Annotated in this window: 19 protein-coding genes, 1 pseudogene and 1 other annotated feature; of the genes and pseudogenes, 13 read left to right on the top strand and 7 right to left on the bottom strand. The window is 48.4% G+C overall.

From position 1 onward, the window contains the following. Nucleotides 1–9: 9 nt before the first annotated feature. Nucleotides 10–5,487, top strand: coding sequence for a chitobiase/beta-hexosaminidase C-terminal domain-containing protein (locus tag POF51_RS20000; protein ID WP_271755970.1), 5,478 nt, complete (start codon nucleotides 10–12; stop codon nucleotides 5,485–5,487). A gap of 59 nt (nucleotides 5,488–5,546) precedes the next feature. Here the strand turns inward: POF51_RS20000 and trpS are convergent, their stop codons facing one another. Beyond that, nucleotides 5,547–6,533, bottom strand: a complete 987-nt coding sequence (gene trpS, locus POF51_RS19995; RefSeq protein ID WP_069846170.1) for a tryptophan--tRNA ligase — start codon at nucleotides 6,531–6,533, stop codon at nucleotides 5,547–5,549. A 248-nt stretch (nucleotides 6,534–6,781) separates the two neighbouring features. Next, nucleotides 6,782–7,059: a binding site (T-box leader), on the bottom strand. A gap of 131 nt (nucleotides 7,060–7,190) precedes the next feature. Between trpS and POF51_RS19990 the strand changes: the two genes are divergently transcribed. The 10 genes and pseudogenes from POF51_RS19990 to POF51_RS19945 all read left to right on the top strand — a co-directional run bounded on the left by POF51_RS19990 (nucleotide 7,191) and on the right by POF51_RS19945 (nucleotide 18,289). Continuing rightward, the gene (locus POF51_RS19990) at nucleotides 7,191–7,781 is read left to right on the top strand and encodes a TetR/AcrR family transcriptional regulator (protein WP_069846167.1); all 591 of its coding nucleotides are present in this window, start codon (nucleotides 7,191–7,193) and stop codon (nucleotides 7,779–7,781) included. Nucleotides 7,782–7,796: 15 nt separating this feature from the next. After that, nucleotides 7,797–8,333 carry an HXXEE domain-containing protein gene (locus tag POF51_RS19985; RefSeq protein ID WP_069846165.1) on the top strand — a complete coding sequence of 179 codons (537 nt, stop codon included), beginning with the start codon at nucleotides 7,797–7,799 and terminating at the stop codon, nucleotides 8,331–8,333. 92 nt (nucleotides 8,334–8,425) lie between these two features. Continuing rightward, nucleotides 8,426–9,754 (top strand): ArsR family transcriptional regulator, encoded by a 1,329-nt coding sequence (locus POF51_RS19980; RefSeq protein WP_271755969.1) that lies wholly within the window; start codon nucleotides 8,426–8,428, stop codon nucleotides 9,752–9,754. Nucleotides 9,755–9,905: 151 nt separating this feature from the next. After that, the gene (locus POF51_RS19975; RefSeq protein WP_069846162.1) at nucleotides 9,906–11,492 is read left to right on the top strand and encodes a M4 family metallopeptidase; all 1,587 of its coding nucleotides are present in this window, start codon (nucleotides 9,906–9,908) and stop codon (nucleotides 11,490–11,492) included. 244 nt (nucleotides 11,493–11,736) lie between these two features. After that, the gene (locus POF51_RS19970) at nucleotides 11,737–13,323 is read left to right on the top strand and encodes a M4 family metallopeptidase (RefSeq protein WP_271755968.1); all 1,587 of its coding nucleotides are present in this window, start codon (nucleotides 11,737–11,739) and stop codon (nucleotides 13,321–13,323) included. Nucleotides 13,324–13,460: 137 nt separating this feature from the next. Next, nucleotides 13,461–14,399, top strand: a pseudogene (locus tag POF51_RS19965) (aminoglycoside phosphotransferase family protein); the annotation flags it as partial. Between the two features lie 671 nt (nucleotides 14,400–15,070). After that, on the top strand, nucleotides 15,071–15,358 hold the full coding sequence (locus POF51_RS19960) for a class I SAM-dependent methyltransferase (protein WP_271755967.1): 288 nt from the start codon (nucleotides 15,071–15,073) through the stop codon (nucleotides 15,356–15,358). Next, nucleotides 15,274–15,693: a methyltransferase domain-containing protein gene (locus POF51_RS19955; protein ID WP_334312670.1), complete on the top strand. Its 420-nt coding sequence runs from the start codon at nucleotides 15,274–15,276 to the stop codon at nucleotides 15,691–15,693. The genes POF51_RS19960 and POF51_RS19955 overlap by 85 nt, the downstream gene beginning before the upstream one ends. A 137-nt stretch (nucleotides 15,694–15,830) precedes the next feature. Continuing rightward, complete coding sequence (locus tag POF51_RS19950; RefSeq protein ID WP_069846155.1) at nucleotides 15,831–17,054, top strand: Zn-dependent hydrolase; 1,224 nt, start codon at nucleotides 15,831–15,833, stop codon at nucleotides 17,052–17,054. A 50-nt stretch (nucleotides 17,055–17,104) separates the two neighbouring features. Then, nucleotides 17,105–18,289 (top strand): M20 family metallopeptidase, encoded by a 1,185-nt coding sequence (locus POF51_RS19945; protein ID WP_271755965.1) that lies wholly within the window; start codon nucleotides 17,105–17,107, stop codon nucleotides 18,287–18,289. A gap of 83 nt (nucleotides 18,290–18,372) precedes the next feature. On the opposite strand, the gene POF51_RS19940 is transcribed toward POF51_RS19945, so the two are convergent. From POF51_RS19940 to POF51_RS19915, 6 genes are all read right to left on the bottom strand, one after another. Further along, complete coding sequence (locus POF51_RS19940) at nucleotides 18,373–18,843, bottom strand: DinB family protein (protein WP_017250699.1); 471 nt, start codon at nucleotides 18,841–18,843, stop codon at nucleotides 18,373–18,375. A 16-nt stretch (nucleotides 18,844–18,859) separates the two neighbouring features. Continuing rightward, complete coding sequence (locus POF51_RS19935; RefSeq protein ID WP_271755964.1) at nucleotides 18,860–19,363, bottom strand: HugZ family pyridoxamine 5'-phosphate oxidase; 504 nt, start codon at nucleotides 19,361–19,363, stop codon at nucleotides 18,860–18,862. Nucleotides 19,364–19,380: 17 nt separating this feature from the next. Beyond that, nucleotides 19,381–20,160, bottom strand: coding sequence for an ABC transporter ATP-binding protein (locus tag POF51_RS19930; protein WP_271755963.1), 780 nt, complete (start codon nucleotides 20,158–20,160; stop codon nucleotides 19,381–19,383). Nucleotide 20,161: 1 nt separating this feature from the next. Continuing rightward, nucleotides 20,162–21,157 (bottom strand): FecCD family ABC transporter permease, encoded by a 996-nt coding sequence (locus tag POF51_RS19925; protein ID WP_069846142.1) that lies wholly within the window; start codon nucleotides 21,155–21,157, stop codon nucleotides 20,162–20,164. A gap of 12 nt (nucleotides 21,158–21,169) precedes the next feature. Beyond that, on the bottom strand, nucleotides 21,170–22,171 hold the full coding sequence (locus POF51_RS19920; RefSeq protein WP_069846140.1) for a helical backbone metal receptor: 1,002 nt from the start codon (nucleotides 22,169–22,171) through the stop codon (nucleotides 21,170–21,172). A 307-nt stretch (nucleotides 22,172–22,478) separates the two neighbouring features. Continuing rightward, nucleotides 22,479–23,072, bottom strand: coding sequence for a hypothetical protein (locus tag POF51_RS19915; protein ID WP_271755962.1), 594 nt, complete (start codon nucleotides 23,070–23,072; stop codon nucleotides 22,479–22,481). A gap of 269 nt (nucleotides 23,073–23,341) precedes the next feature. Here POF51_RS19915 and POF51_RS19910 point away from each other — a divergent pair, with 269 nt between their 5' ends. Together POF51_RS19910 and POF51_RS19905 are read left to right on the top strand one after the other, a co-directional pair. Further along, the gene (locus tag POF51_RS19910) at nucleotides 23,342–23,539 is read left to right on the top strand and encodes a hypothetical protein (protein ID WP_007726095.1); all 198 of its coding nucleotides are present in this window, start codon (nucleotides 23,342–23,344) and stop codon (nucleotides 23,537–23,539) included. Between the two features lie 133 nt (nucleotides 23,540–23,672). Next, nucleotides 23,673–24,368, top strand: coding sequence for a metal-dependent hydrolase (locus tag POF51_RS19905; protein ID WP_017250705.1), 696 nt, complete (start codon nucleotides 23,673–23,675; stop codon nucleotides 24,366–24,368). Nucleotides 24,369–24,956 lie beyond the last annotated feature (588 nt).

Genomic DNA, 24,956 nt, shown 5'->3' with positions numbered 1-24,956 from the left:
GATGCAAGAATGTTGAAAAAAAGAGGAAATGCTTCCAGATGGCCGAAGCTGGCGCTAATAGCCGCGGTCATGATGGGAACTGTTTTACCGACCGGGTGGATGCCACAGGCAAAAGCCGCGCGAGCTGATCATGTGGTGATCAGTGAGGTGTATGGGGGTGGTGGAAATTCTGGCGCCCATTACAAGAACGATTTCATTGAGCTGTACAACCCGACAGACACGGCTGTTTCGCTTGTAGGGTGGTCTGTTCAGTATGCTGCTGCTACTGGACCCAGCTGGAACAAGACCGATTTGACAGGAAGCATAGCTCCCTATGGGTTTTATTTGATTCAGCAAGCAGCAGGAACGGGCGGTGTAGCAGACCTCCCTGCCCCTGAGGTTACGGGAACGCTTGCAATGGCTGGAGCACAAGGAAAGGTCGCATTGGTTAGCCATGCTACGCCTTTAACCGGGGCGGATGTATCCTCTCAACCAGGTGTTGTAGATATGGTCGGATACGGAGGAGCAAATGCATATGAGGGCAACTCTCCTGCACCAGCTACTTCAAACTCGACCAGCGCCCAACGCATAAGTGACGCCAGCGGTATCGTACCGAACGGAGGAAATGGCTGGGATACCAATAACAACGGTAACGATTTTATCACTGGAGCACCTACCCCGAAAAACGCACAAAGCCCAGTAGAACCGCCGCTACCAACAGATGTAACCGAAAAGCTGAACGCTACAGAACTTATTTTTGATCATACTGATCCTATACAAGCAACAATTCGCGGCTATGTCGGTCAAGGGCGGACTATAAAGGTTTATGCGAGTCAGCCTACAGGAACAGGTAGCGACACTCCTTTGGCACAACAAGATTCGGATGCTTCCGGGTTAATCGAGCTGACTTTTACCAATCCCGATCCAAATGCGCAGGGAGTCTATCTGACTGCAACGGAAGGGAGTAAGAAAGAGAGCACGAGCATCGAGCTGAGGCCAGCGGTAGCCAGCACAGCTTTGATCCAGGGAAAAGTCAGCCTGCAAGCCGTGAATGGTGTGGGCGAGCTGCGAGGAGAAGCTGGAGCGGCAGCAGGGAATGCGATACTGCGCGCATACGATCCGCAAAAACAACCGCTTTTGCTTAGTAATAAAGAAACAGGAATCGCACAGGCAAACGGGTCATTTTCCTTTACAATTCCAAACATCGATCAGCTGGATCATATTCTCGTAACGCAGCAAATAGCTGGGGAATATGGCAAGTCGTTTGAGAGCCCGGAAGTCAACATCACCAAGTCAGCTTTGGGTTCGACGACGATTGCTGAAGCAAGAAACACCCCTGTAGGAACGAACGTGATTGTCGTCGGAACGGTGACGGCGATGTTTGAGGCGGGCGGACAAAACAACGTCTATTTCCAAGACGATACGGCGGGACTCGTCCTTCGTGCGCCAGGATTGACTGGCAAAATTGAAGTAGGTGACAAGATTCGCGCTACCGGAAAAATGAATGACTATAATGGGCTGGCACAGCTCGAAGCAGCTACTAGCAACGTGGAAATTGTGCAGAAGCAGGCTGGCGTGCCTAACCCGCAACTGGTGACTTCTACTGATTTTGCGGCTGCTACAGGAGAGGCTTTGGAAGGTAAGCTGGTGACGGTAAAAGTAGTCACCGTCAAATCAGTAACGAGCGGCAATTATACGCTGGAGGATCAGTACGGCAAGTTTGTGTCTCGTCCTGCTGCCACTCTTCCGCTTCCAGTGAACAAGAGCTATGCCGCTATTACAGGCGTGGTCAACTACGATCGCAATGAATACAAGCTGGTTCCGCGCACTGCCGCTGATCTCGTAGAGGACGAGAATAAAGTCCCTATGGTTACAGCGAGCCCAGCAGGTCCTATGGTGACACAAGGAACAAAAGTCACGCTTTCAACGACGATGGCTGACGCCACGATCTTCTATACGATAGATGGTTCAACGCCGAGCAGAGGAAGCATCAAGTATACGGGACCGATCCAGATTGATGCGGATACGTCCCTTTTAGCCATAGCCGTCAAGGATGGTTACACAGACAGCAATGTAGCGACCTTCCACTATGTCATTCAAAAAGAAAACATTCGCATTCATGACATTCAAGGAACGTCGCACCGATCATCGATGGCCGATGGAACAGTGAATAATGTTCCGGGAATCGTAACGGCTATCGTCAGAAGCGGCAGCAATGTACAAGGCTTTTATATGCAAGACCCGCAACCGGACGCAGATCCATTTACCTCGGAAGGTATTTATGTTTACGAGCCAAAAGCAGCGGTCAGCCCGGGCGATGAAGTAACCGTTAGCGGAACCGTCAAGGAATACGTGCCATCGAACAGAGCGGGTACAGACCTCACGCAGACGCAAATTGATGCGACCAACGTTGTGATCGGCGCTAGAAAGGCACTCCCAGACCCACTCATCCTGGGCAAGGACAACTATGAATATCCGAAAGGAATCATTGACAACGATAGTCTCGGTAAATTCGATCCAGACCAAGACGGCATCGACTTCTGGGAAAGTCTCGAAGGCATGCTGGTGCAGATTGACAATCCAATCGTAGTTGGCGAAACCAAGACATTTACCAATCCACGTGCAACGGAATTTGTCGTCATCGATGATCAAGCCCATCCGAGTCAGCCACGTACACCAGCCGGTGGAGTGGTGCTAGCGGCAAATGATTTTCACCCTGAGCGTATCACGGTATCGGATAAACTCGAATCGATTGCCGGAGAGGTAAAAGTCGGCGACAAATTTGACGGCCCACTGGTAGGCATCATTGACTACAGCTTTGCGAATTACAAGCTGTTCCATACAAAACCATTTACGGTACAGGCAAGCCATTACGAGCAGCCAGTGACGAGTATTTCCCCAAAGGAAGACAAGCTGACAATCGCTTCGTACAACATCGAGAATTTTTCGGCTAATACCGATTCTGCCAAAATCAATCGCATCGCCGAGACGATTGTGGACAACATGAAGGGACCGGATATCATCGGTGTGGTGGAAATGCAGGACAATAATGGGCCAACGGACAATGGGCAAACAGATGCTACACAGTCTGCGGACGCATTGATCAAAGCAATTGAAAGCAAAAACGGCCCGACTTACCGATACACCGATATTGCGCCACAGAACAATCAAGATGGTGGACAGCCAGGAGGAAACATCCGTGTTGGTTTCTTCTACAATCCAGAACGGGTACAGCTGGCAGAAGGAACGCCAGGAAGTGCGACAGATGCGGTGCAAATCGAGAAAAGAGATGGCGTGGCGCATCTTTCTCTCAATCCAGGGCGGGTAGATCCGACCAACGAGGCGTTTGCTTCGAGCCGTAAGCCACTGGCTGCGGAATTCGTTTTCCAAGGCGAGCCTGTCATTGTCATCGCCAACCATTTCAACTCCAAGGGTGGAGATCAAGCGCTGTTTGGAAAAGATCAGCCGCCACAGTTGGTGAGTGAAGTACAACGCATGAAAATTGCCCGTGTGTTAAACAACTTTGTAAAAGAAATCCATGCGGCGGAAGCGAAAGCAAATGTTGTGGTGCTGGGTGATCTCAACGATTTCCCGTTTTCGAATCCGGTGCAGGAATTGGCAGATGGCGTTTTGACCAATATGGTGGAGACACTGCCAAAGGGTGAGCAGTATACGTACGTGTACCAAGGGAACTCCCAAGTCTTGGATCAAATTTTGGTCAGCAACCATTTGGAGGACGACACGAAGGTTGATATCGTTCACATCAACGCTGGCTTGACTGAGAGAGAGGGACGCGTGAGTGATCATAATCCTGTCCTTGTACAGCTGGACTTGAAGGATCGTGGCACGCCGGAAAGAACAGCACAAGAAGTGGCAGAAAGCATCACGCAGCTCACACAGCCAGCAGCGGGTGAGACGCGCTTGAAGCTGCCAGAAGTACCTTCAGGCTTTACCATCGCGATCAAGTCGTCTAGTGATCCAGCGATCATTGCGCAGGACGGCAAAATTACGCCGCCAAATCGCCAGACGAATGTAGACCTGATTTTGGAGGTCACACGAACATCCGACCAATCGACAGCAGTGACGAAAGCATTGACGGTGCAGGTTCCAGCCAAGCCGGACTCACCACCGCCAGTTACACCGCCGGACAGAACGCCGACACCGGACTCGCAGCGAGATTTGAATAAGCAAGCAGCTCAGGTCATCTCTGCAAGTAACGAGGAGAACGCCATTTTAGGACAGGTGGATCAAGTACTCAGCCATCTGGAAAAACTTCTAGATGCCCAGCAGTGGACGCAGACTGAGAAATGGGAGACAGTCACTGATACGATCGCGACTGTACTCGAGGCAGTGGCTGAGCAGGCCGAGCGAGGAACCATCAGCGAAGAGGCACTCCAAGATGTGACGAAGAGCTTTTTGGACAAAGCATTTGACCCGCTCACAGAAGAGGGCATCGAGGATGAAGAGATTGCCCGTCTGGCACTTGCCTCCTTGACGAGCTTGGCGAAAACAGCGCTGGAGCCGCTCGATGAAAAGGATAATTCCAAAGAGGTAGCCAAGCATGTCCGTACACTGGCAGAAAAGCTTTTGAAAAAGCTTGGCACTGTCGTCATTGAAGATGGGGATGAGATCAAGGCAGATGACGAACAAGTAGATGAACTTTTGGACATACTCGGGGAATTCATGAAAGCAATCGAGTCCGTGAAAGAAAAAATCGGCTTTGTTCCGGTGTTGTTCATTCAGGTGGAAGAAAGCGATGACGATGCGAGCGACACGCGTTCTCGCAAGGAAGAATCTGATCCGACGGTGACGCTGGAACAGCAGCTGGTTGAACAATTGAAGAAAAAAGAGGTAGGCATCCGTGTAACTTTGGACAGCGAAGCATGGGTAGAGGTGCCGGGGGCATACTTTGCTGCTGAGCGTGCACGAGAGTTTGCCCTCTCTCTGACAAAAGCAAATGAAAACGGCTGGAAGGGCGTGCCGAACCCGGGTGAAGCTTATCAATTGCAAGCGTGGAGCAAGGGTAAAAAGCTGACAAGCCTCGGAAAAACAGGCTTTACACTCGGGCTAGCAATCGCTGAAGATGCAAGCGAAAAGCTCCAAGCCTACTCGTACCGAAGTAATATGTGGAGGCCAGCTATAGGACTGAAAGGAAAACCAGTCAAAGTGGTAAAAGAAGGCGATGTAGGGATCTTTACAGTAGTGACGGCTTCCTCTTATGTAGTCGGTGAGACTGCCCTGAAAAGGATCGAGATCAAACCGAAGTCTCTCAAACTAGCACAGGGTGAGGAAGCACAGCTCGAGGTTACAGCTATTCTCGGGAACGATGCAGAAGAAGACGTTACGGATGCAAAAGGAATCGAGTTCAAATCGAGCAAGCCCGATCAGGTAGAGGTGGATGAAACAGGTCGGATTCTCGTTTTGGAGGATGCCAAACCAAAGACGAGAGTAACCATCACGATCAGCTATGCTGGCAAGACAGCCAATGTAACCGTTGCGGTTAAGTAGCAAGAGAAAAAACGGGTTGGGAGATAGCTTCCCAGCCCGTTTTTTGTTGTGGAAATGGATTAGATACGTGCCATCCCCATCACTTTTTCAACTTTGTACAGCATCTCGTTCGCGACCTTATTCGCTTTGTCTGCCCCGGCAGTCAGGATATCATCCAGCTCAGAGGAGTGGAACAGCTGCTCGAAGCGTTCTTGAATCGGACGCAATGTTTCTACGACAACTTCTGCCAGCTCGGTTTTGAATGCGCCGTAACCCTTACCCTCGTACATCGCTTCGATCTCATCCAGAGTTTTTCCGGAGCAGAGGGAGTAGATGGTCATGAGGTTAGAGACAGCAGGCTTTTCTGCTTTGTCATAACGCACAACGCTGTCGGAATCCGTTTGCGCGCGCTTGATTTTTTTCGTGATGGTGTCTGCATCATCCAGCATGGAGATGAAGGCGCCTTGGTTTGGATCGGATTTACTCATTTTCTTGGTGCCTTCAGCAAGGGACATGATGCGTGCGCCAGTCTCCGGCAGGCGAACTTCTGGAATGGTGAAAATGTCACCATAACGGTTATTAAAACGAGCGGCTAAATCACGAGTCAGCTCCAGATGCTGCTTCTGGTCCTCGCCCACAGGGACGAAATCAGTGCCGTACAGCAAAATATCAGCAGCCATCAATGGAGGATAAGCCAGCAGACCGCCTGGAATGGATTCGCCGCGTCCATCGGATTTGTCCTTGAATTGGGTCATGCGCTCCAATTCACCCAAGTAAGAGGTACACAGCATGATCCAGCCGAGCTTGGCATGAGCCGGTACTTCCGATTGGACGAACAGCGTCATTTTGTTCGGATCGAGGCCAACGGACAAATAGAGAGCCGCGAGACGACGGATGTTTTCGCGCAGGACAGCAGGCTCCTGTGGAACGGTGATCGCATGCTGGTCTACGATGCAGTAAAAGCAGTTGAACTGATCTTGAAGCGGAACGAAGTGCTTCATCGCGCCCAAGTAGTTGCCGAGTGTCAAAATGCCGCTCGGTTGAATGCCGGAAAAGATGGTTTTCATGGGAAAGTTGCTCCTTTCAATGTTAGATGCGAGTTTAGAAAGTTGAGTTCAAAAAGTCGACTTTTCAGCACCGAGAAAATGGCGAGAAGCTGAAGAAGGAGGAGCGGAATGTAGGAGACCTACATGAGCACCGGACTTCGAAGGTGAACGCCATTTTCGATGCCGCATAAGCTTTCAGGACTACTTCGTGATCAAAAGTCGATTTTTTGAATGTCCGCTTTAGAATACAAAAAGGTCCATCCGCCCTGGACAGGGACGAATGAACCGTGGTGCCACCCTTGTTATTTCACGTACAGAATCATCTATACGCAAAATCTCTTTAACCCGTACCGTTTCTGTGTCAGACAGCTTGATACGGTGTCCATTGTAACGTACGGACGTAACGCCAAAGCCTACTGCCGCCATGAGAGCGGGTTCGGTTTGGAGCTCGGAAGCCCATTCATCATTTCCTTAACACTGATTCGCACCAACCATCAGCTCTCTGAAGTCTCGAAAAATGACTACTCTTCTTCCTCATTGCCATCAAATGATACCCTTTGAGCAAACATTTTACATAGAGTGGAATAAAAAAGCAAGTGGGTATTGACAAGAAAATCCAAAAGATGTAAAAGTAACTTAAGAGTTATATAACTTTTGAGTTACTTTTGGGGTGAGAAAATGACCAATGACAAATTGTCGAAAGGGGAGCAGAGTCGCGGTCGGTTACTTGCGGCGGCAGCTTCTGAGTTCGCGGCAAAAGGCTTCCATCGTACACGGGTGAGTGACATCGTGAAAGCAGCAGGCCTGACACAGGCGTCGTTTTACCAGTATTTCGACAGCAAGGAAGGCTTGTATCAGCAGTTGACGGACACATTTACCACCAAGCTGTGGGAATTGGCGGACAGCGGTCAGAAGGTAACGGTCTTGACGAAGGCAGATGTCCTCGGTCAAGTACGGGAGAATCTGCTCGCCTTGTTCCGATTTTTTCATGAGCAGCCTGATTTGACCCGGATCGTACTGTATCAGGCGGAAGAGGGCGAAGAGCTGCATCGTAAGCTGGCTTCAATTGTTGCTGTCAACCTGCGAAAAAATCAGAGTGCTGGGCACGTCCGTGTCGAGTTGTCTGTGGAGGTGGCGGCAGAGGCAATGATCGCAGTCGTAGACCGTATGACGACGCGGTATTTGCTGACGGGCGAGAAAACAGCGGAGCAGCTTGCGGACGACGCAGTATCTTTTTTGGCATATGGAATTTTGCAGGCAAACGAATAGGAAGAGGGTGCTTGTATGCTGGAGCTGTCACATCTGATTTGGCTGTTTTTAGTCGTTTTCATGGTTCATGATTTCGAGGAGATCGTGATGGTAGAAGGTTGGGTGCGAGTAAAAAAAGACCTCATTAGACAGACAGTGCCAGAACGGCTAATGAAGATGATGGAGCCTTCGCTTTCGATGAGTACAGCGCAATTTGCGGTCGCAGTCTCTTGTATTTTCGCCGTTTTATCGGTAGCGGTGATCCTGACTGTCACGACGCTTTCGACTGGAACGTACCTCCCGTTTTTTCTAGTTTGTCTGCATGTGATGTTTCTCCATGTTTTCATGCATGTTGGTCATACCGTTGTCTTTCGCACGTACACACCTGGTGTGGTGACGGCTGTGGCCTTCGTTTTGCCATATAGTTTGTATACGTATGATCGATTGCTTGAGGCTGGGCTTGCGTCGTGGCCGTTGATATGGAGCACGTTGCCGTACAGCTTGCTGATCATCCCTGTTTTATACGCGGCACACCGAATTGGGGAGGCAGCAGGTAAAGTGATCCCCCGATGAGAAAAAGAAAGGGAGTATGTTATCCTAGTAGTGGTTGTTTAAAAAGTTGTTTATTGATCACAGAAGCAGTCCACAAGTAGGAAGAGATTGGTGTGAAAGAGGGAATTTTGTTGAAGCTGCGACTAGGCGTAATAGGCGCGGATGATTCACTTGTCATCATCGAATCAGTCATGCGAGAGTTTCCCGAAATTGAATACTTGCCGATTGTCTATTGGAAAGAAGAAGAAATCCTCGATCTGATCTTGCCGCATGTGGATGAGGTGGATATGTGGCTTTTCTCCGGACAGGTCCCTTATGCCATGGTGAGCGAGTCAGGCAAGGTCCAAGTGCCGATGGCTTATGTGCCTCATCTTGGTGCGAGCTTGTACAGAACCTTGCTTCATCTGTCCCATCAATTGGGAATTCGAGTGGATGAAGTGAGCTTTGATACATTTTCACCAGAAGAACTGGAGCATTTTATGGACGAAGCGGGTATCGCTGGTGGTTACAAATGGCTCAAGCATTATGAGGGAGCAATCTCAGCCGATGAACTGGCCGATTACCACGAACAGCTTTGGAGGGCAGGCAAAACAAAGGTGGCTGTCACCTGTTTGCGGACAGCAGATGTAGAGCTGGCTCGTAGAGATGTCCCTGTACAACGGGTCGTGCCGACACGTGCAGGCGTGATTTCGGTTATTCACATGCTTTTGCGTACGCACGAAATGCTTCACTTCAAAGATACCCAAATTGCCGTGCAGATGATGGAGATCGATCCATTTCGTGAGCTTGCCGGTGGCAACTTTTCCACAGATGAATGGCAAAATGCTGAGATCAAGACGATGGAAAAGCTGTTGCGCTACGCGAAGTATTTGCAAGGCTCACTGAAGACAGCAGGTCCCGGGCGATACGTCATTTTTACAACGCGGGGTAACCTGCAAGAAGTGACTCGTGACTATGCGACCATGCCGGATTTGGAAGAGCTGTTCGGCATTCGTGCTGATCTGGTGACGTGCGGAATCGGGATCGGTAAGACCGCTTATGAAGCAGAAATCCACGGTGGCGCGGCTTTGCTGCACGCCAAAGAGCGCGGTACAGGAAACTGGATGGTCTTCTTTGATGACAAAAGTGTCGTAGGGCCGCTTGGTCGTGCGGAACAGATCACCTATCGGTACGACTCAGAAAAGCTGCAAGAGCTCAGCCAGCTTACCTCTCTCAGTGTCATGACGCTCGCCAAGCTCTACTCCATACTCAAAAAGCGAGGCTCTCAGGAAATTCATGCGACAGAATTAGCCTCGTATCTACAAATTTTGCCACGAAGCGCCAGACGCATCCTGATTGAACTGGAGTCAAAGGGACTCGCGCAGGTGATCAGGGAAGAAAACCCGCACCCGCGGGGCAGACCGCGCAAGGTGTATCGGATCGTATGGCAAGCGCAATTGTAATAAATTTACCAATTAATCATTTCTTTCGGGAAATGATTTTTTTGTCGTTAAAAAATTGTTCTCAAATTCACATTTATGACAAATAATAAGAGATGTAAACAACTATGAACTTACATAAAAAACAATATTTTCCAAGGAGGAGTTAACAAGTATGAAAAAATCGGTTTTTGCAGTAACACTCAGCTTCGCATTAGGTAGTTCTACATTCCTGCCGCTAGCTGCGCAGGCCGAATCCGAAAGCATCGTCTATAGCGCTGAGTGGGATACCCCCGAATTTATCGGAGAAGAGTTCGAGGCAGAAGATCTGGATGGCGAAGACAAAGTTTGGGGATTCCTGGAGCAACATCAAGATTCCTTCCGCATTGACGGAGAAGTGAGAGATCACTTTAAAGTGCTTGATGAAGTGACAGACAGAGAGACAGACATGACTCACTACCGCGTACAAGAAATGTACGAAGGCATCCCCGTCTATGGTTATCAGCAGACGATTCACGTAAACGAGGATGGAAATGTAACGGCATTCCTCGGAAACTACGCACCTAACTTGGCAGATAACGATAAGCTGACGAAAAAACCAAAACTCAAAGCAGATAAAGCGGTCAAAGAGGCCATCAAGGATTTGGAGGATGAGATTGACAAAGAAGTGAAGAAGTTCGAGGTGAAGCCAAAAGGGAACCTCTATATCTACATCCACGAAGATGAATCGTATTTGGCTTACGAAGTGGAGCTGAATTTCCTCGATCCGCAGCCAGGGCGTTGGAAGTATTTCATCGATGCAAACACTGGTGACGTGATTAACAAATACAATATGCTCCATGAGATTACAGGAACGGGTACGGGGGTACTTGGTGACTCTAAGTCCTTCGAAGTAACGAAAGTAAGCAATACAAACTACACGGCGAAAGATACGACTCGCGGTAAGGGAATTGAGACGTACAATGCACGGAACAGATACACCCTCCCAGGCACGCTTGGCTCTGATACCGATAACAAATGGACAGATGGAGCACTTGTAGACGCGCATGCCTATGCACAGAAAACCTACGATTACTACAAAAGTGCACATAACCGCAACAGCTATGACAACAACGGTGCGAAATTGATTTCTACTGTCCATTACGGTAGCAACTACAACAACGCATTCTGGAACGGCGTGCAAATGGTATACGGGGATGGAGATGGCAGCGTATTCCGCCCATTGTCTGCTGGCTTGGATGTCGTCGCACATGAATTGACACATGCCGTTACAGAAAAAACAGCTAATCTGATCTATCAAAATGAGTCCGGTGCGTTAAATGAATCCATCTCTGACATCTTCGGGGCAATGATTGACAACGATGATTGGCTCATGGGTGAAGATGTATACACACCAGGAACGCCTGGAGACGCACTGCGCTCTCTCGAAGATCCAACAGTTGCTGGTGATCCTGACCACTATAGCGATCGCTACACAGGTCCAAATGACAACGGAGGCGTACACACTAACAGCGGTATCAATAACAAAGCAGCATATCTCCTCGCAGAGGGTGGTTCACACCACGGTGTAACAGTCACAGGCATTGGTCGCAATGACACAGCAAAAATCTACTACTACGCCCTAACAAACTACCTCAATCCAAACTCTAATTTCTCCGCTATGCGACAAGCAGCTATTCAATCCGCAACAGTTCTTTTCGGTGCTAATTCCCAACAAGTAGAATCAGTAAAAGATGCGTATGATGCAATTGGAGTGCAATAATCAAATAAAGTATTTTGTTACACGAAATATTTGTCATACTATTTGAAAAATTGCTTTGCTCCTATTGTGGGGCAAGGCAGTTTTTTGTATGTTGAGACAGCAGTGCATCTACGCAGGGAAATGTAATTGTAATAAATTCACAAAAAATAGTTTTCAAATTCAGAATTATGATAAATAATAAAAGATATAAAAAGCTATGAATTTACATAAAAAACAATATTTTCCAAGAAGGGGTTTAACAAGTATGAAAAAATCGGTATTTGCAGTAACACTCAGCTTCGCATTAGGTACATCCACCTTCCTACCGCTAGCTGCGCAGGCCGAATCCGAAAGTATCGTCTTTAGCGCTGAGTGGGATACCCCCGAATTTATCGGAGAAGAGTTCGAGGCAGAAGATCTGGATGGCGAAGACAAAGTTTGGGGATTCCTAGAGCAACATCAAGATTCCTTCCGCATTGACGGAGAAGTGAGAGACCACTTTAAAGTGCTAGATGAAGTGACAGACAGAGAGACAGACATGACTCACTACCGCGTACAAGAAATGTACGAAGGTATCCCGGTCTATGGTTATCAGCAGACGATTCACGTAAACGAGGATGGAAATGTAACGGCATTCCTCGGGAATTACGCACCTAACTTGGCAGATAACGATAAGCTGACGAAAAAACCAAAGCTCAAGGCAGATAAGGCAGTAAAAGAGGCTATTAAGGATTTGGAGGATGAGATTGACGAAAAAGTGGAGAAGTTCGAGGTAAAGCCAAAAGGAAACCTCTATATCTACATCCACGAAGATGAATCGTATTTGGCTTATGAAGTGGAACTGAATTTCCTCGATCCGCTACCAGGCCGTTGGAAGTATTTCATCGATGCGCATTCGGGTGATGTGATTAACAAATACAATATGCTCCATGAGATTACAGGGACGGGTACAGGAGTACTAGGTGACACCAAATCGTTTGAAGTAACGAAAGTAAGCAATACCAACTATACGGCGAAAGATACGACGCGCGGCAAGGGAATTGAGACGTACAATGCACAAAACAGATATACCCAACCTGGTACTCTAGGTTCTGACTCGGATAACAACTGGACAGATGGAGCACTAGTCGACGCTCATGCTTATGCTCAGGCAACCTACGATTACTACAAAAACGCACATAACCGCAACAGCTTTGACAACAAGGGTGCGAAAATCATCTCCACAGTCCATTATGGTAGAAACGATAACCGCGCATTCTGGAACGGTGTGCAAATGACATACGGGGATGGAGATGGACGCAGATTCGGCTCATTGTCCGCTGGCTTGGATGTCGTTGCTCATGAATTAACTCACGGTGTCACAGAACGAACAGCCGGTCTGATCTATGAAAACGAGTCAGGAGCACTGAACGAATCCATGTCTGATATCTTCGGGGCGATGGTTGATAATGACGATTGGCTAATAGGTGAAGATGTATACACACCAGGAACGCCTGGAGACGCACTACGCTCTCTCGAAGATCCAACCATTGCTGGCGATCCTGACCACTACAGCAATCGATACATGGGTCCAAATGACAAGGGAGGCGTACACATTAACAGCGGAATCAACAACAAAGCGGCATATCTCCTGGCAGAGGGTGGCACACACTTCGGTGTAACGGTCACAGGGATTGGACGAGATGACACAGCAAAAATCTACTACTACGCACTAACAAACTACCTCAATCCAAACTCTAACTTCTCAGCTATGCGACAAGCAGCGATTCAATCCGCGACAGTTCTATTCGGTGATAATTCCCAACAAGTAGAATCAGTAAGAGATGCGTATGATGCAATTGGTGTGCAATAATCACTAAAATATTTTGTGATACGAAATATTTGTCATACTATTAAAAATTGCCTTGCTCCTATTGTGGGGCAAGGCAATTTTTTGTATGTTGGTGATAATTAGTCGCGGGTGTATACGAAGTTAGAAAGGAGTACCACATGGATCATTTCAAAACCATATTGAGACACCATTATGATATAGACGCTGTTGATGTTACCCCTCAGCAAGGAGGATGGTCGGCGCTTGCTTATAAAGTCATCAGCGACCAGCAATCCTATTTTTTGAAGGTCTATGAAAAAAGCAGAGCATCTACGCCCAAGTGGACAGCGCTGATCGACAAGTATGTTCCCATTATCCAGTGGCTATCACGCCAAACCAGACTACAAGGCAAAATTCCAGTTCCACTGCTGACTAGAACCGCAGCGTATAAACATGAAGACGACATGGGCATCTATCAACTGTTTGCCTATATTGAGGGGAAAACCATTGGGAACCAAGCGTTAAACTCGTTGCAAGTTCGCCAGCTAGCAGAAATCATAGCGGAGTTGCATTTGTACGGAGAAGAAATCCCGGTCAGTACGGCCGCCATCAAGGAAGACTTCCGTATCCCATTTGCCAAGCAGTTTAGAGAAATGCTGAACGAAGATATCCACCTTCTGCCTGATGATGTGGATGAAATCGTCAAACCTTTTACCAACATACTGGCTACCAACATGAATAATTTGGAGATGATTGCAGAGGAATTGCGAGGCAGTGAGGTAAAAATGAAACTTTGCCATACGGACATTCACAACTGGAACCTGATGCATTCTGGTCAACAGCTCATACTCATAGACTGGGAAGGATTGAAGCTGGCTCCAGTAGAAGCCGATCTGATGTTTTTGGTAGATCAGCCTTTTTTTGAAGAGTTTATGGCTACCTATCGAAAGACACATACAAATTATGTGATTAATCGGAAAGCGCTGGAGTTCTATCAAATTCGACGTATATGGGAAGATATATATGAACTGCTAGAGCAGCTCTTGTTTGATGAGCAAGAGGAACAGGACCGAGTAGAGACGATCCGGCATTTGGAAGGGGAATTGAGGAAGGTTAACATGATTGACGTTACTTACCTGAAAAGATTATTCCTAAATAGAAGGGAAGATTTACATCTCAGATTGGGTGATATTGGTGATTTGCTGGAGTATGGAACCCATAACCCGAATGACGTTATAACATTTACAGAGTATGCCTTAGACCTTGCAATTGCAGAAGAAAACTTTGTTGTAAAAGAAAGTTTGTTTCATCTACTTATGATTGCAGTAACCTTTCAAGGAATCGCAAGAAATGTAGAATGGGATCCATTAGCAAACGTTCTGCCTACACTAGACGACGCTATCCTCGTTTATGCATTAGCCATCATTGGTTGTTCAAAAAATCGAAAATTTATAAAAGTAATGGAGCCGTACTTACATTCTCCTACTGAATATATTAGGCAAACTGCCGCGGAAGCGTTGGAGGAAATCAATTATAACGTAGAAGAATCTCCATAAGGAAAATAAGGAAGAAAGGTGGGGGTGGGACAGCTTCTTGACAAGTTGCATCCAGGAGGTTATTGTGGACACCTAAAGTCTTTGATCTGAACGTATCCCCCAGACTCTAACGGAGTCCTAGTCATTGGATAGGACAGCGCCAATTTTTTCAAAATTACGGACATTATATATCTATAAAAACTTTATATGAAATACTTTTCGTGTATCACATAATGAAACAATGGAGGTTACCTATGAACGAAGAAATTACATTCAACGCCAAAATGGTTCTTGCGTACGATGCTAACACGCGAATCTCGATTCCCACCTATGATCTTTTATTCACGATGGTCCAATCCTATTTTCGAGCTCAATTGGGAGAAAAAGCGGCATCACTGCTCGTCATTGGTGCGGGCGGGGGAAATGAACTTTCTGCATGGGGACCGTCTAACCCAAAATGGACGTTCACTGGAGTCGATCCTTCTGCCGAGATGCTTGCAATGGCGCAGACTCGAAGTACGATGCGGCGAGTTGTATATTAGTTTTGCACGTCATTAACGATGAGCAGGAGAAGCTGAAGCTGCTCAGGGCCATTAAGGAGCATTTGAAACCGGGAGCTCCCTTCGTACTTGTTAGTGCGTACGGAGACCGCCATGATGCCGAACTTCGAAACAGATTAAACATATGGAAAAGCTTTTTTTTAGATGTGGGATACGAATCAGCGGAAGTAGAAGAGATGGGAAACACCATCATGACAAAAGTTTCTTTTCTATCTGAACCTAAAATCGAACAGCTATTGCGAGAAGCTGGCTTTACGAATATAGGCAGGTTTCATTCTACGGGACTTTTTGGGGGATGGATTTGCCATGCGGAATGAATGGCGGCGGGAGTCTAGGACTTTATTTCGAGGTCCATGGCTACCGCCTTTTCAAAATAGACAGACTATTATACAATTAAGGACATAACCGTTAATCAACCGTTATTGGCTCTGTATAGAAGGAGGAGTGGCGCGTCATGATCAATTCGGATCGATTGTGGGATCGTTTGGGACAGCTTGGCAACATTGGGAAGCAAGAGGCGGGCGGCATCACGCGGTTGTCTTTTACGCCTGAGGAACGTGCGGCAAAAGACCTCGTCACAGGCTTTATGAAGGAAGCAGGTCTCACCGTTCGCGAAGACGAGGTTGGGAACTTGATTGGGCGGAAAGAAGGGAAAAATCCGGCCGCTCCTGTCGTTTTGATTGGCTCGCATATCGACTCCGTACCAAATGGCGGCGATTATGACGGTCCACTTGGCGTACTGGCTGGCGTAGAAGTTTTACAGACGATGCAGGAACAGGGGATCGAAACAGAGCATCCGATCGAAGTCACCGCGTTCACGGATGAAGAAGGAACGCGTTTTGGTTACGGGATGATCGGTAGCCGCGGTATCGCGGGTCTGATCAAGCGAGACGAGCTGGAACAAGCAGACAAGAATGGGGTCACGATTGCTGAAGCAATGCGGAAAACGGGGCTTGATCCGGACCGCACCAGTCTCGCGGCGAGAACTCCCGGAAGTGTGAAAGCGTATGTGGAGCTACATATCGAGCAAGGCAAGGTTCTAGAGAGCCGCGGGCTATCTGTCGGGATCGTGACAGGAGTGGCGGGTCCGCTCTGGTTGAATTTCGTGCTAGAGGGAGAAGCCGGTCATGCTGGGGCAACGCCAATGAATTTGCGTCGTGATCCGATGGCAGCAGCCGCTCAGGTGATGCTTGCTATCGAGGAAGAAGCGGGACGGACTGGTACCAGTGTCGGGACGGTTGGAAGGCTGCAAGCATTTCCAGGCGGAGTGAATGTCATTCCTGGACGCGTCGAGTTTTCGCTTGATCTGCGCGACGTGGATGAAGCGATCCGCGATGAAGTGGAGCAGCGCATTTACGAACAGGCAAAAGCGATCTGTGCTGAGCGCAATGTGACATTGAAAGTAGAGCTGCTGCAACGCATAGCTCCTGCTGTATGCTCGGACGATATCCAGAATGCTGTAGCCAAAGCGTGTGCGGCAGAAGGCTTGGAAGCATTTAGACTACCGAGTGGCGCAGGGCATGATTGCATGCAACTAGTTGAGCTGTGCCCGGTTGGCATGATTTTCGCTCGTTCCAAGGACGGCATTAGCCACAACCCGGCAGAGTTCACGACAAAAGAGGATTGTGCGAACGGAGCTCAAGTACTGTACCGCACCGTTTTATCCTTAGCAAAATAGGCATAAGAAATAGTAAGTGGGGGAGCCACGTAAATCAGGAGGAGAGCGGCATGACAGCAACGGCAGTGGTAACGCTTAATAAGGCGGTCGAAGAAATCAAGGATAAGGTAATCGCGTGGAGACGCTATTTGCACGAGAACCCTGAATTATCCTTCCATGAAGAAAAAACAGCACAGTTTGTATACGAGACACTGCTTACCTTTGGCAATCTGGAAGTGTCTAGACCGACGAAAAATAGTGTGATGGCCAGATTAATCGGTTCCGAGCCCGGAAAAGTGCTCGCCATGCGCGCTGACATGGACGCATTGCCGATTACGGAAGAGAATACGTTTGAATTCGTATCGAAAAATCCTGGCGTCATGCATGCGTGCGGACACGATGGACATACTTCCATGCTGCTCGGAACGGCAAAGCTGCTGTCCGGGATGAAGGATCAGATCAAGGGAGAGGTTCGTTTCTTCTTTCAGCACGCAGAGGAAGTATACCCAGGCGGAGCGGAGGAAATGGTACAGGCAGGTGTCATGGACGGCGTAGACATGGTGATTGGTACGCATCTGTGGTCGACGATGGAGTTTGGGACAGTGGGTATCTGCCCAGGTCCAATGATGGCAGCTCCTGATACATTCTGGATCACCGTTCTTGGTAAAGGCGGACATGCGGCGCTTCCGCATGAAACGATCGACAGCATCGCGATTGCATCACAAGTGGTGACTAACCTCCAGCACATCGTATCCCGCAATGCGGATCCGCTCGATAATCTTGTTCTCTCTGTCACACAATTTGTGGGGGGAACGACACATAACGTCATTCCGGGTGCTGTAGAGATTTGCGGGACAGTCCGCAGCTTTGACAAAAATCTGCGCGAGTCCGTTCCTGGACTCATGGAACGCGTGATCAAAGGCATTACAGAAGCACACGGCGCGGGGTACAAGTTCAAGTACGAATTTGGCTATCGCCCAGTTATCAACGATGCCGAAGTGACGAAATTGATGGAAGAGGTCGTCGAAGAATCACTGGGAGCAGAATGGGTAGAGCATATGCGCCCAACCATGGGTGGTGAGGATTTCTCCGCCTTCCAACAAAAAGCGCCAGGCTGCTTCTTCTACGTCGCTGCCGGAAACAAAGAAAAAGGTATCACTTATCCGCACCACCATCCACGTTTTACAATCGACGAGGAGGCGCTCGAAGTCGGCGTGAAAATGTTCGTCAACGCGGCAAGAAAAATCGTGATGTAACGAGAGTGGCACACATGCAAAAAGAGCTTCCAGTCAAGAGAGACGGGAAGCTCTTTTTGGCGTGCGAAAGTCGGTATCAGACGTTAGTGGGTGAGTTCTTTTTCTTTGGTGTGAAATGATTTTTGAATCTGCGAAATTTGTCCGGCATGGATACCCGTGTGATACATGAGGCGACCCAATGCTTCTAAAGGAGTAGAAGACCCCAATGGCGTTTCAACGGGTTTGTGCCAAGCTTCCTCAGGTAAGTCACGCATCGCATCGATCAAGTGTTGGTTGGAAGCGGTCATGAAATCAGCGAGCTCTTGCACGTTGGTAAATGCAACTTTGGTTCCGGCAGGACCGCTTTTCGTCAATAGCTCTACGTCCGCTGGGATGCTCCGACCGAAAAACCATTCGGCAAACATGTACTCGACCTCAGCGCTATGGCGCAGCATATACCCGATGGAGACTGCATTCATGCTCAACCGCAAATCTTGTTCGGGCAAGCTTTTCGCAGTCTTGTGAAAACGTTCCTGGATGGTGAGCCAAAGTGTCAATGCGGTTGAATAGGTCATGAATGATGCCCCTCCGTTATTTTTTGGATGTGTGGCCATCTCGGTTGACGTGGACAAATTTATCGGCTGTCAGGTCAATGTCGTAAGCCTGACCGAACCCAGCTACATAGCGTCCCTCTGATGGTGTTAATTCGAACAAGGAAAAATCAAGGCCACGCAGCATATCCATCATGTTTTTTCCAAATGACTGTGCAAACAGCTCGAAAATCTCATCGTAACCCGCATTACCCAAATTCAGGGCCGAACACACGAAGCGGGCGCGCTGGCGAGCAAACAGATTGGTCGCTTTCGACTCGTCTTCAATGAGCATGACATCGACTGCCGGATGTTCTTCCATGTAGCGATAGTGGTTCGCTATTTTACTAATGTAGATGTAAAACTTTCCATCGTATTTGACGAACGGGGCGTAGGAGAGAAACGGTTTTCCATGCTCGTCGACTGTGCTTAACATGAGTGTCTTCATGTTCGCAGCAAACGATTGGTACTGGGCCTTCATCGCTTCCTTATCCATCGCTTTCATACGAGCACCTCACTTGTTTAGTTTGCTTTTTTCAGTATGTGAATCCTGGGGCTAGAGCTGTCTGGCGAGTACTGAATTTCGGTTTCGACGCCGTACACTTTGCGAATTAGCTCCATCGTAAGCACATCTTGAGGTTTTCCAAAAACACGCAGGCTTCCGTCTTTGATCACACAAATTTTATCGCTGTAGGCGCTGGCGTGATTCAAATCATGCAGCACCATGACAACCGTCAGTTTCAAATCCTGATTCAGCTTGCGAACGAGCTCAAGCACATCCAGTTGATGGGCGATGTCCAAATAGGTAGTTGGCTCATCGAGCAACAAGATTTTCGGTCGTTGAGCCAAAGCCATCGCGATCCATGCACGCTGTGCTTCCCCGCCAGACAGTGAGACGAGGTAGCGGTCCTTGTAGCTGAGCAAACCGGTTTGTTCCAAAGCCCACGTGACGATCTCATAGTCTTCGCCACTCAGGCGCTCAAACCATTTTTTATGGGGAACGCGACCGTATCCGACCAGCTCTCCTACAGTCACGTCTGACGGGCACGTGTTGGATTGGCAAAGCATGCACATGATGCGAGAGATTTGCTTCATACTCAGGCTGTTCAATTCTTGATCCGCAATACATACACGGCCGCTTTTACAAGGAATCAGACGTGAAATCGCTTTGAGAATCGATGATTTTCCTGAACCGTTTGGCCCAATGATCGAAACAACCTCTCCTTCTTGGATATCGAGGGAAAAGTCATGGACGATCGACTTCGGACCGTAGCTGATGTTCAACGATTGCACCTGTAACATGTCACATGCCCCCTTTTCGCATCAAGTAAAGGAAATAAGGTCCTCCCACGATTGCCATGACAATCCCGGCAGGAATCTCCAAAGGAGCGAATGCAGTTCGACCAAACGTATCGGCTACAAGCAAGACAAGAGAGCCAAGCACGAGGCTAAACGGCAAGCTCAGACGGTAATCAGAGCCGACGAGCATGCGAGCCATGTGCGGCACGACGAGTCCGATAAATCCAACAAGGCCGACAGTCGATACCGAAACAGCTGCCAGATAGACCGCGATGATAGAAAGAGAGAGGCGCAAGCGATGCAAGTTCTGCCCTAAATTGTGAGCGACTTGTTCTCCGAGGCGTAAAATGTTTGCCTGCCTGATCGATAATAGCGCTACGATCCATCCGACGAGCGAGTAGGGAAGCATCACCATGACATCGCCCATGCCTTTTCCGGACAGACTGCCATTCATCCATTGCAGCGCACCCGGTAGCTTGTCACTGTACAAGATGGATAATAACCCGATTGCTCCACCGAAGGCAGCATTGACGGCAACCCCCGATAAAATGATGCGGACAGGGGTTAATCCGCCCTGTTTTTTCCAAGCCATGGAGTAGACCATGCCTGCTGCTACTCCGCCGCCAATGATGGCAGCTAGGGGTACCAGGTAAGAATAGTCGGGCACGACCAGCATGATGAACAGCACCGTAACGGCTGCCCCGCTGGATACGCCAGTCAAACCAGGATCGGCCAGCGGATTTTGCATGACTGCTTGCAAGAGGGCACCCGATGCAGCGAGATTCGCTCCAATCAATAGTGCGAGAAAAATACGCGGAATCCGGATATCCCACAGAATGGTTTGACTGGCGGCATCGCCGTGTCCGAGTATGGCTTCTATCGTTTCGGCAAGAGAGAGGCGCACGCTCCCCAGACCAATGGAGAGCAGTGCAGCTACAACGAGCATGATGCAAGCTGTCACCAAGAGAGCTGCTTTCTTGCTCGGAATGTTCTGGGTCACTGGAAAAACTCCTTATTTGTTATACAGGATGTTCGCGAGCTCCTCGTAGGCAGCCGGGACTTTTACCAGGGAAGCGATCCCAAATGTGCTGTAATCGAGTGCTTTCATTTTGCCATTTTTGAATGCGCTCAGTTTTTCCCATGCGCCGTTTTTCTTCACGTCTTCTTCGAATTTTTTGGTCACTACGCTCGGATCGCCATGCGCTACCAGTAAAATGACATCGGGATTGGCAGCTACGATCGATTCCATATTGAGCGGCACGTATGTATCGGTTTGTTTCAGGACATCGGAAGCGACGTTGGATGCGCCGAGATTGCGGGCAAGGCTTCCGACAAACGTATTTTCATTCATGACCATAAGGGCCTCGGCTGAACCGAACAAGAACAATACTTTGGGAGTGGATTTCCCTTTGGTTGCGTCGATGATGGTTTTTTCCTTTTCTATGATGGATTGGAGAAACGCTGTTGCTTTCTCTTCCTGCTTGAACAGGCGTCCGAGTACGACGGTAGACAGTTTGAGCTCGTCGATTGAGTCTACAGGCAAGTAAGCAGTAGGTAGCGCGGCGGGCTTGAATTTTTTATCGATGCTCGCTTGGATGGAGGTAGGGCCGAGAATGACGTCAGGCTGAAGCTTCGCGACTTGCTCCAAATCAGGCTGGTGAGAAGTGCCGATACGCGGAACATTGTCGAGGGAGGCTGGCAGCTTGCTGCTTGTCGTCGGTACACCTACGGGAGTGACACCCAGTTCGTTTAGTATCTCGGTAATCGCTACGGAAACGGTCACGACTTTTGTAGGTGGCTGGGTTTTGAATTGGGAAAGTAGCTCCTCTACTTTCTTTTCATCTGCGCTGATTGTATGAACGGCTTGTTGACTTGATGTCGACGAGTCCGACTGTGAGCTGGTAGCAGATTGTTGTGTTGGTGTGGCAGCTTCGGGGGACGTGGAATTGCTGCATCCAACTACACCTGTCAGTAGTAAAGCAATCATCCCGGTTTTCCATCCTGCGTGTTTCAATGTACGTAGCCTCCTGAAAATTTATGATAATGAGAATCAATCTCTTTTGAATTGATTATGATTATATAGAGAATGATTACTATTATCAATAAGAAATTTCCATAGAAAAGAATGGCGAAAACAGGAGAAAAACCGCGGAAAAAAGAGGAAAAGTAGAGGGGGGTGTGATAAGAGCGAAGGCTGCCCGGAGCAACTGGATGGAGCGTATAGCATGATGATCTGGTTATTTCGTAAGCGAGACGTCCGGGCATCCTAAGTCAGCTGGCAGTGAGAAAAAAGATAGCGATCATATAAATCTTGCAGCCGTTTAGCGAATCCGAAAAAGCTTCTGCCAGATCGATGTTTTCCGTTCAGCGTCTCTGATTTTGGCTAACTCGATTTTGGCATCCATAATGTCATTCATTGCCTTGGTCAAGCGGCGATCACGTTCTTTCAGGTTTTTGGTAATATAGGTTTCTTGCTTTTCTACACGCGCTAACAGCGCTAAGTAGGCGGCGTCTTGTTGCTGGACATGGGAAGCCAAGGCATGTAGCTTTACATCCAGCTCTTCAAGGGCAGCAGTATGGTTTAAAGCCGGATATGAGGAAACAGGGGGAAATGCAACCGCAACGGCCGTTTCCTTTCGGGCAGGTTCAGGTGAGCTTTGCGTAGCAACCATTCGGGCAGCTTCATCTTGTGGAATGAGTTGATCCTTTGTTAAGCTGTAAAACCGCTGAAGGCACGTAATATCTACCTGCCTGTACTCCCGACGATTCTGACTATCCCGCAAAAACCAGTAGCCGTGCTGTTCTAAGAGCATGCTCCACTTGCGCAAGGTGCTCGCCCCAATACCTAGCAGACCCGCAACATCTCTGCCACTGTACGTTCTCTCCCGCGCCAATAATTCGATAACCTCTCCCATGGAAATCCCTCCTCTACAAAAGTCCGCTCATCTCTTGCTATACGGTTTCTGTACGTGAAAATGGTTTTCCTTGTGGAATCGTGCGACAAAATCTCACAGTGTTCGTAAACGGATGGCTGTTTTGGCGTCAATTTGTCACCAGACGACAAAGTTGTTGAAAATGGGGACAAATGACGGACGGGTACAAGTACATTTTCTCTTTGACTCCGCTTTTGCTCAGTAGGGCTATGCCAAATGTTCATAGGATGCATGAGAAGGAGGGATTAACCATGGCATTCAAAGACCAGGTAAAAAAATTCGAAGGCAGAAATGTTAGGGTTGCCACTGTAGAAGGTACTTTTTTCGGTCGTCTGGTACAAGTAAAATCGACCACCATTATTTTGGAAGAGCGCAATGGTAATCGTCGCACCATTATTCGTGATTCGAAAATTATTGCCGTTACAGAGCATGACGGCGACGATTGCTAGGTACTGATTGTAGAAAATTAGGATTTGTTTCTCAGGCTGTCGAGTGATCGACGGCCTTTCCTATTCTTTACACCCTGCGGCATGGTAACATAAAAGGGACTGAAAAAACGCTGCGAATAGAGGGGGTACCACTATGTTGGATATTCGGTTTCACGGACATTCTTCCGTGCAGGTTACAAGTGAAGGGCATTCAATCATGATTGATCCATTTATATCAGGAAGCCCAGTGGCAGCAACCAAGCTGGAAGACATCTCTGTTCAGTACATCCTTCTGACACATGGACACCAAGATCATATTCTGGATGCGGTAGAGCTGGCCAAGAAAAACGATGCGACAATCGTTGCAACCCATGAGCTTGCTACCTATTTGAGCTGGCAGGGAGTCAAGACCATCTCGATGAATCTGGGAGGCTCTGTCAAACTGCCATTTGGAAAAGTGAAAATGACACAGGCGTTCCACAGCTCCGGTGTCGTACTGGATGATGAGAAACAAATCGTGTACATGGGAATGCCAGGGGGCTTTGTGATCGAGCTGGGAGGAAAAACGCTCTATCACGCAGGGGATACAGGACTGTTCGGTGACATGAAGCTAATCGGAGAGCGTCATAACATCGATTTGGCGTTCCTGCCGATTGGAGATGTGTTCACAATGGGACCTGAGGATGCACTCGTGGCTGCCGAGTGGGTACAAGCCGATTTTGTTGTGCCCATTCATTACGATACATTCCCGCCGATCAAGCAGGATGGGGAAGCATTCGTAGCCGAGCTGGCTGAGAAAGACATCAGAGGCAAGGCATTGAAACCAGGCGAAACATTGCGTTTGCCATAACTCGATCTTGATACATAGAACCGCTAATCTGTAGAGGATCAGATTAGCGGTTTTTTATGGAGTTGCTATGTATGTGGCTGCGGTGGGGAGAAGAATATTTCCAGTCTAAGCTCCAGGCTCCGTCCTGCTGGGGGCCAAGATTGCCCGCTCCGAAGGGATTTGCGGGGAAACGCAAAAGTGGTAGCCGCTTCGACGTAGGGGCACGTTGCGTTTCTTTTGCCCGCAAATCCCTTCTCCGCTCGGTAGGACTCCACAAGTCGCTACGTCTGGAAATATTCTTCTCTGTCGTAACTGAGCACATTCTTCAATCTTTTAAGGCATTTAAGATCCGTTTAACACGGAAAGCTCGTAGAGGAAACAGGAGAAATAAGCGAAGATCTTTGGTACACCGACCGAGACGCAATGAAAAAAAGAGAAACAAGCTCTTAGCGTCCACCTCTGAGACGCCCCCTGAATGGACCACTTTGGACGCGGGTTTCGCTTTTTTTCATGGAGTCGGACAGTCAATCCCCCAGCGGGTGGGACAAGAAGCTGAGCGTTTTCTCCTGTTTCCTCCCCCGGCACTACAGCAACGTACCAAGTCTTTTT

The organism is Brevibacillus sp. AG (assembly GCF_028369215.1).
Lineage (GTDB): Bacteria > Bacillota > Bacilli > Brevibacillales > Brevibacillaceae > Brevibacillus > Brevibacillus porteri.
Note: the sequence above shows the minus strand (reverse complement) of the source record. Positions and strands in the feature narration are given on the sequence as shown.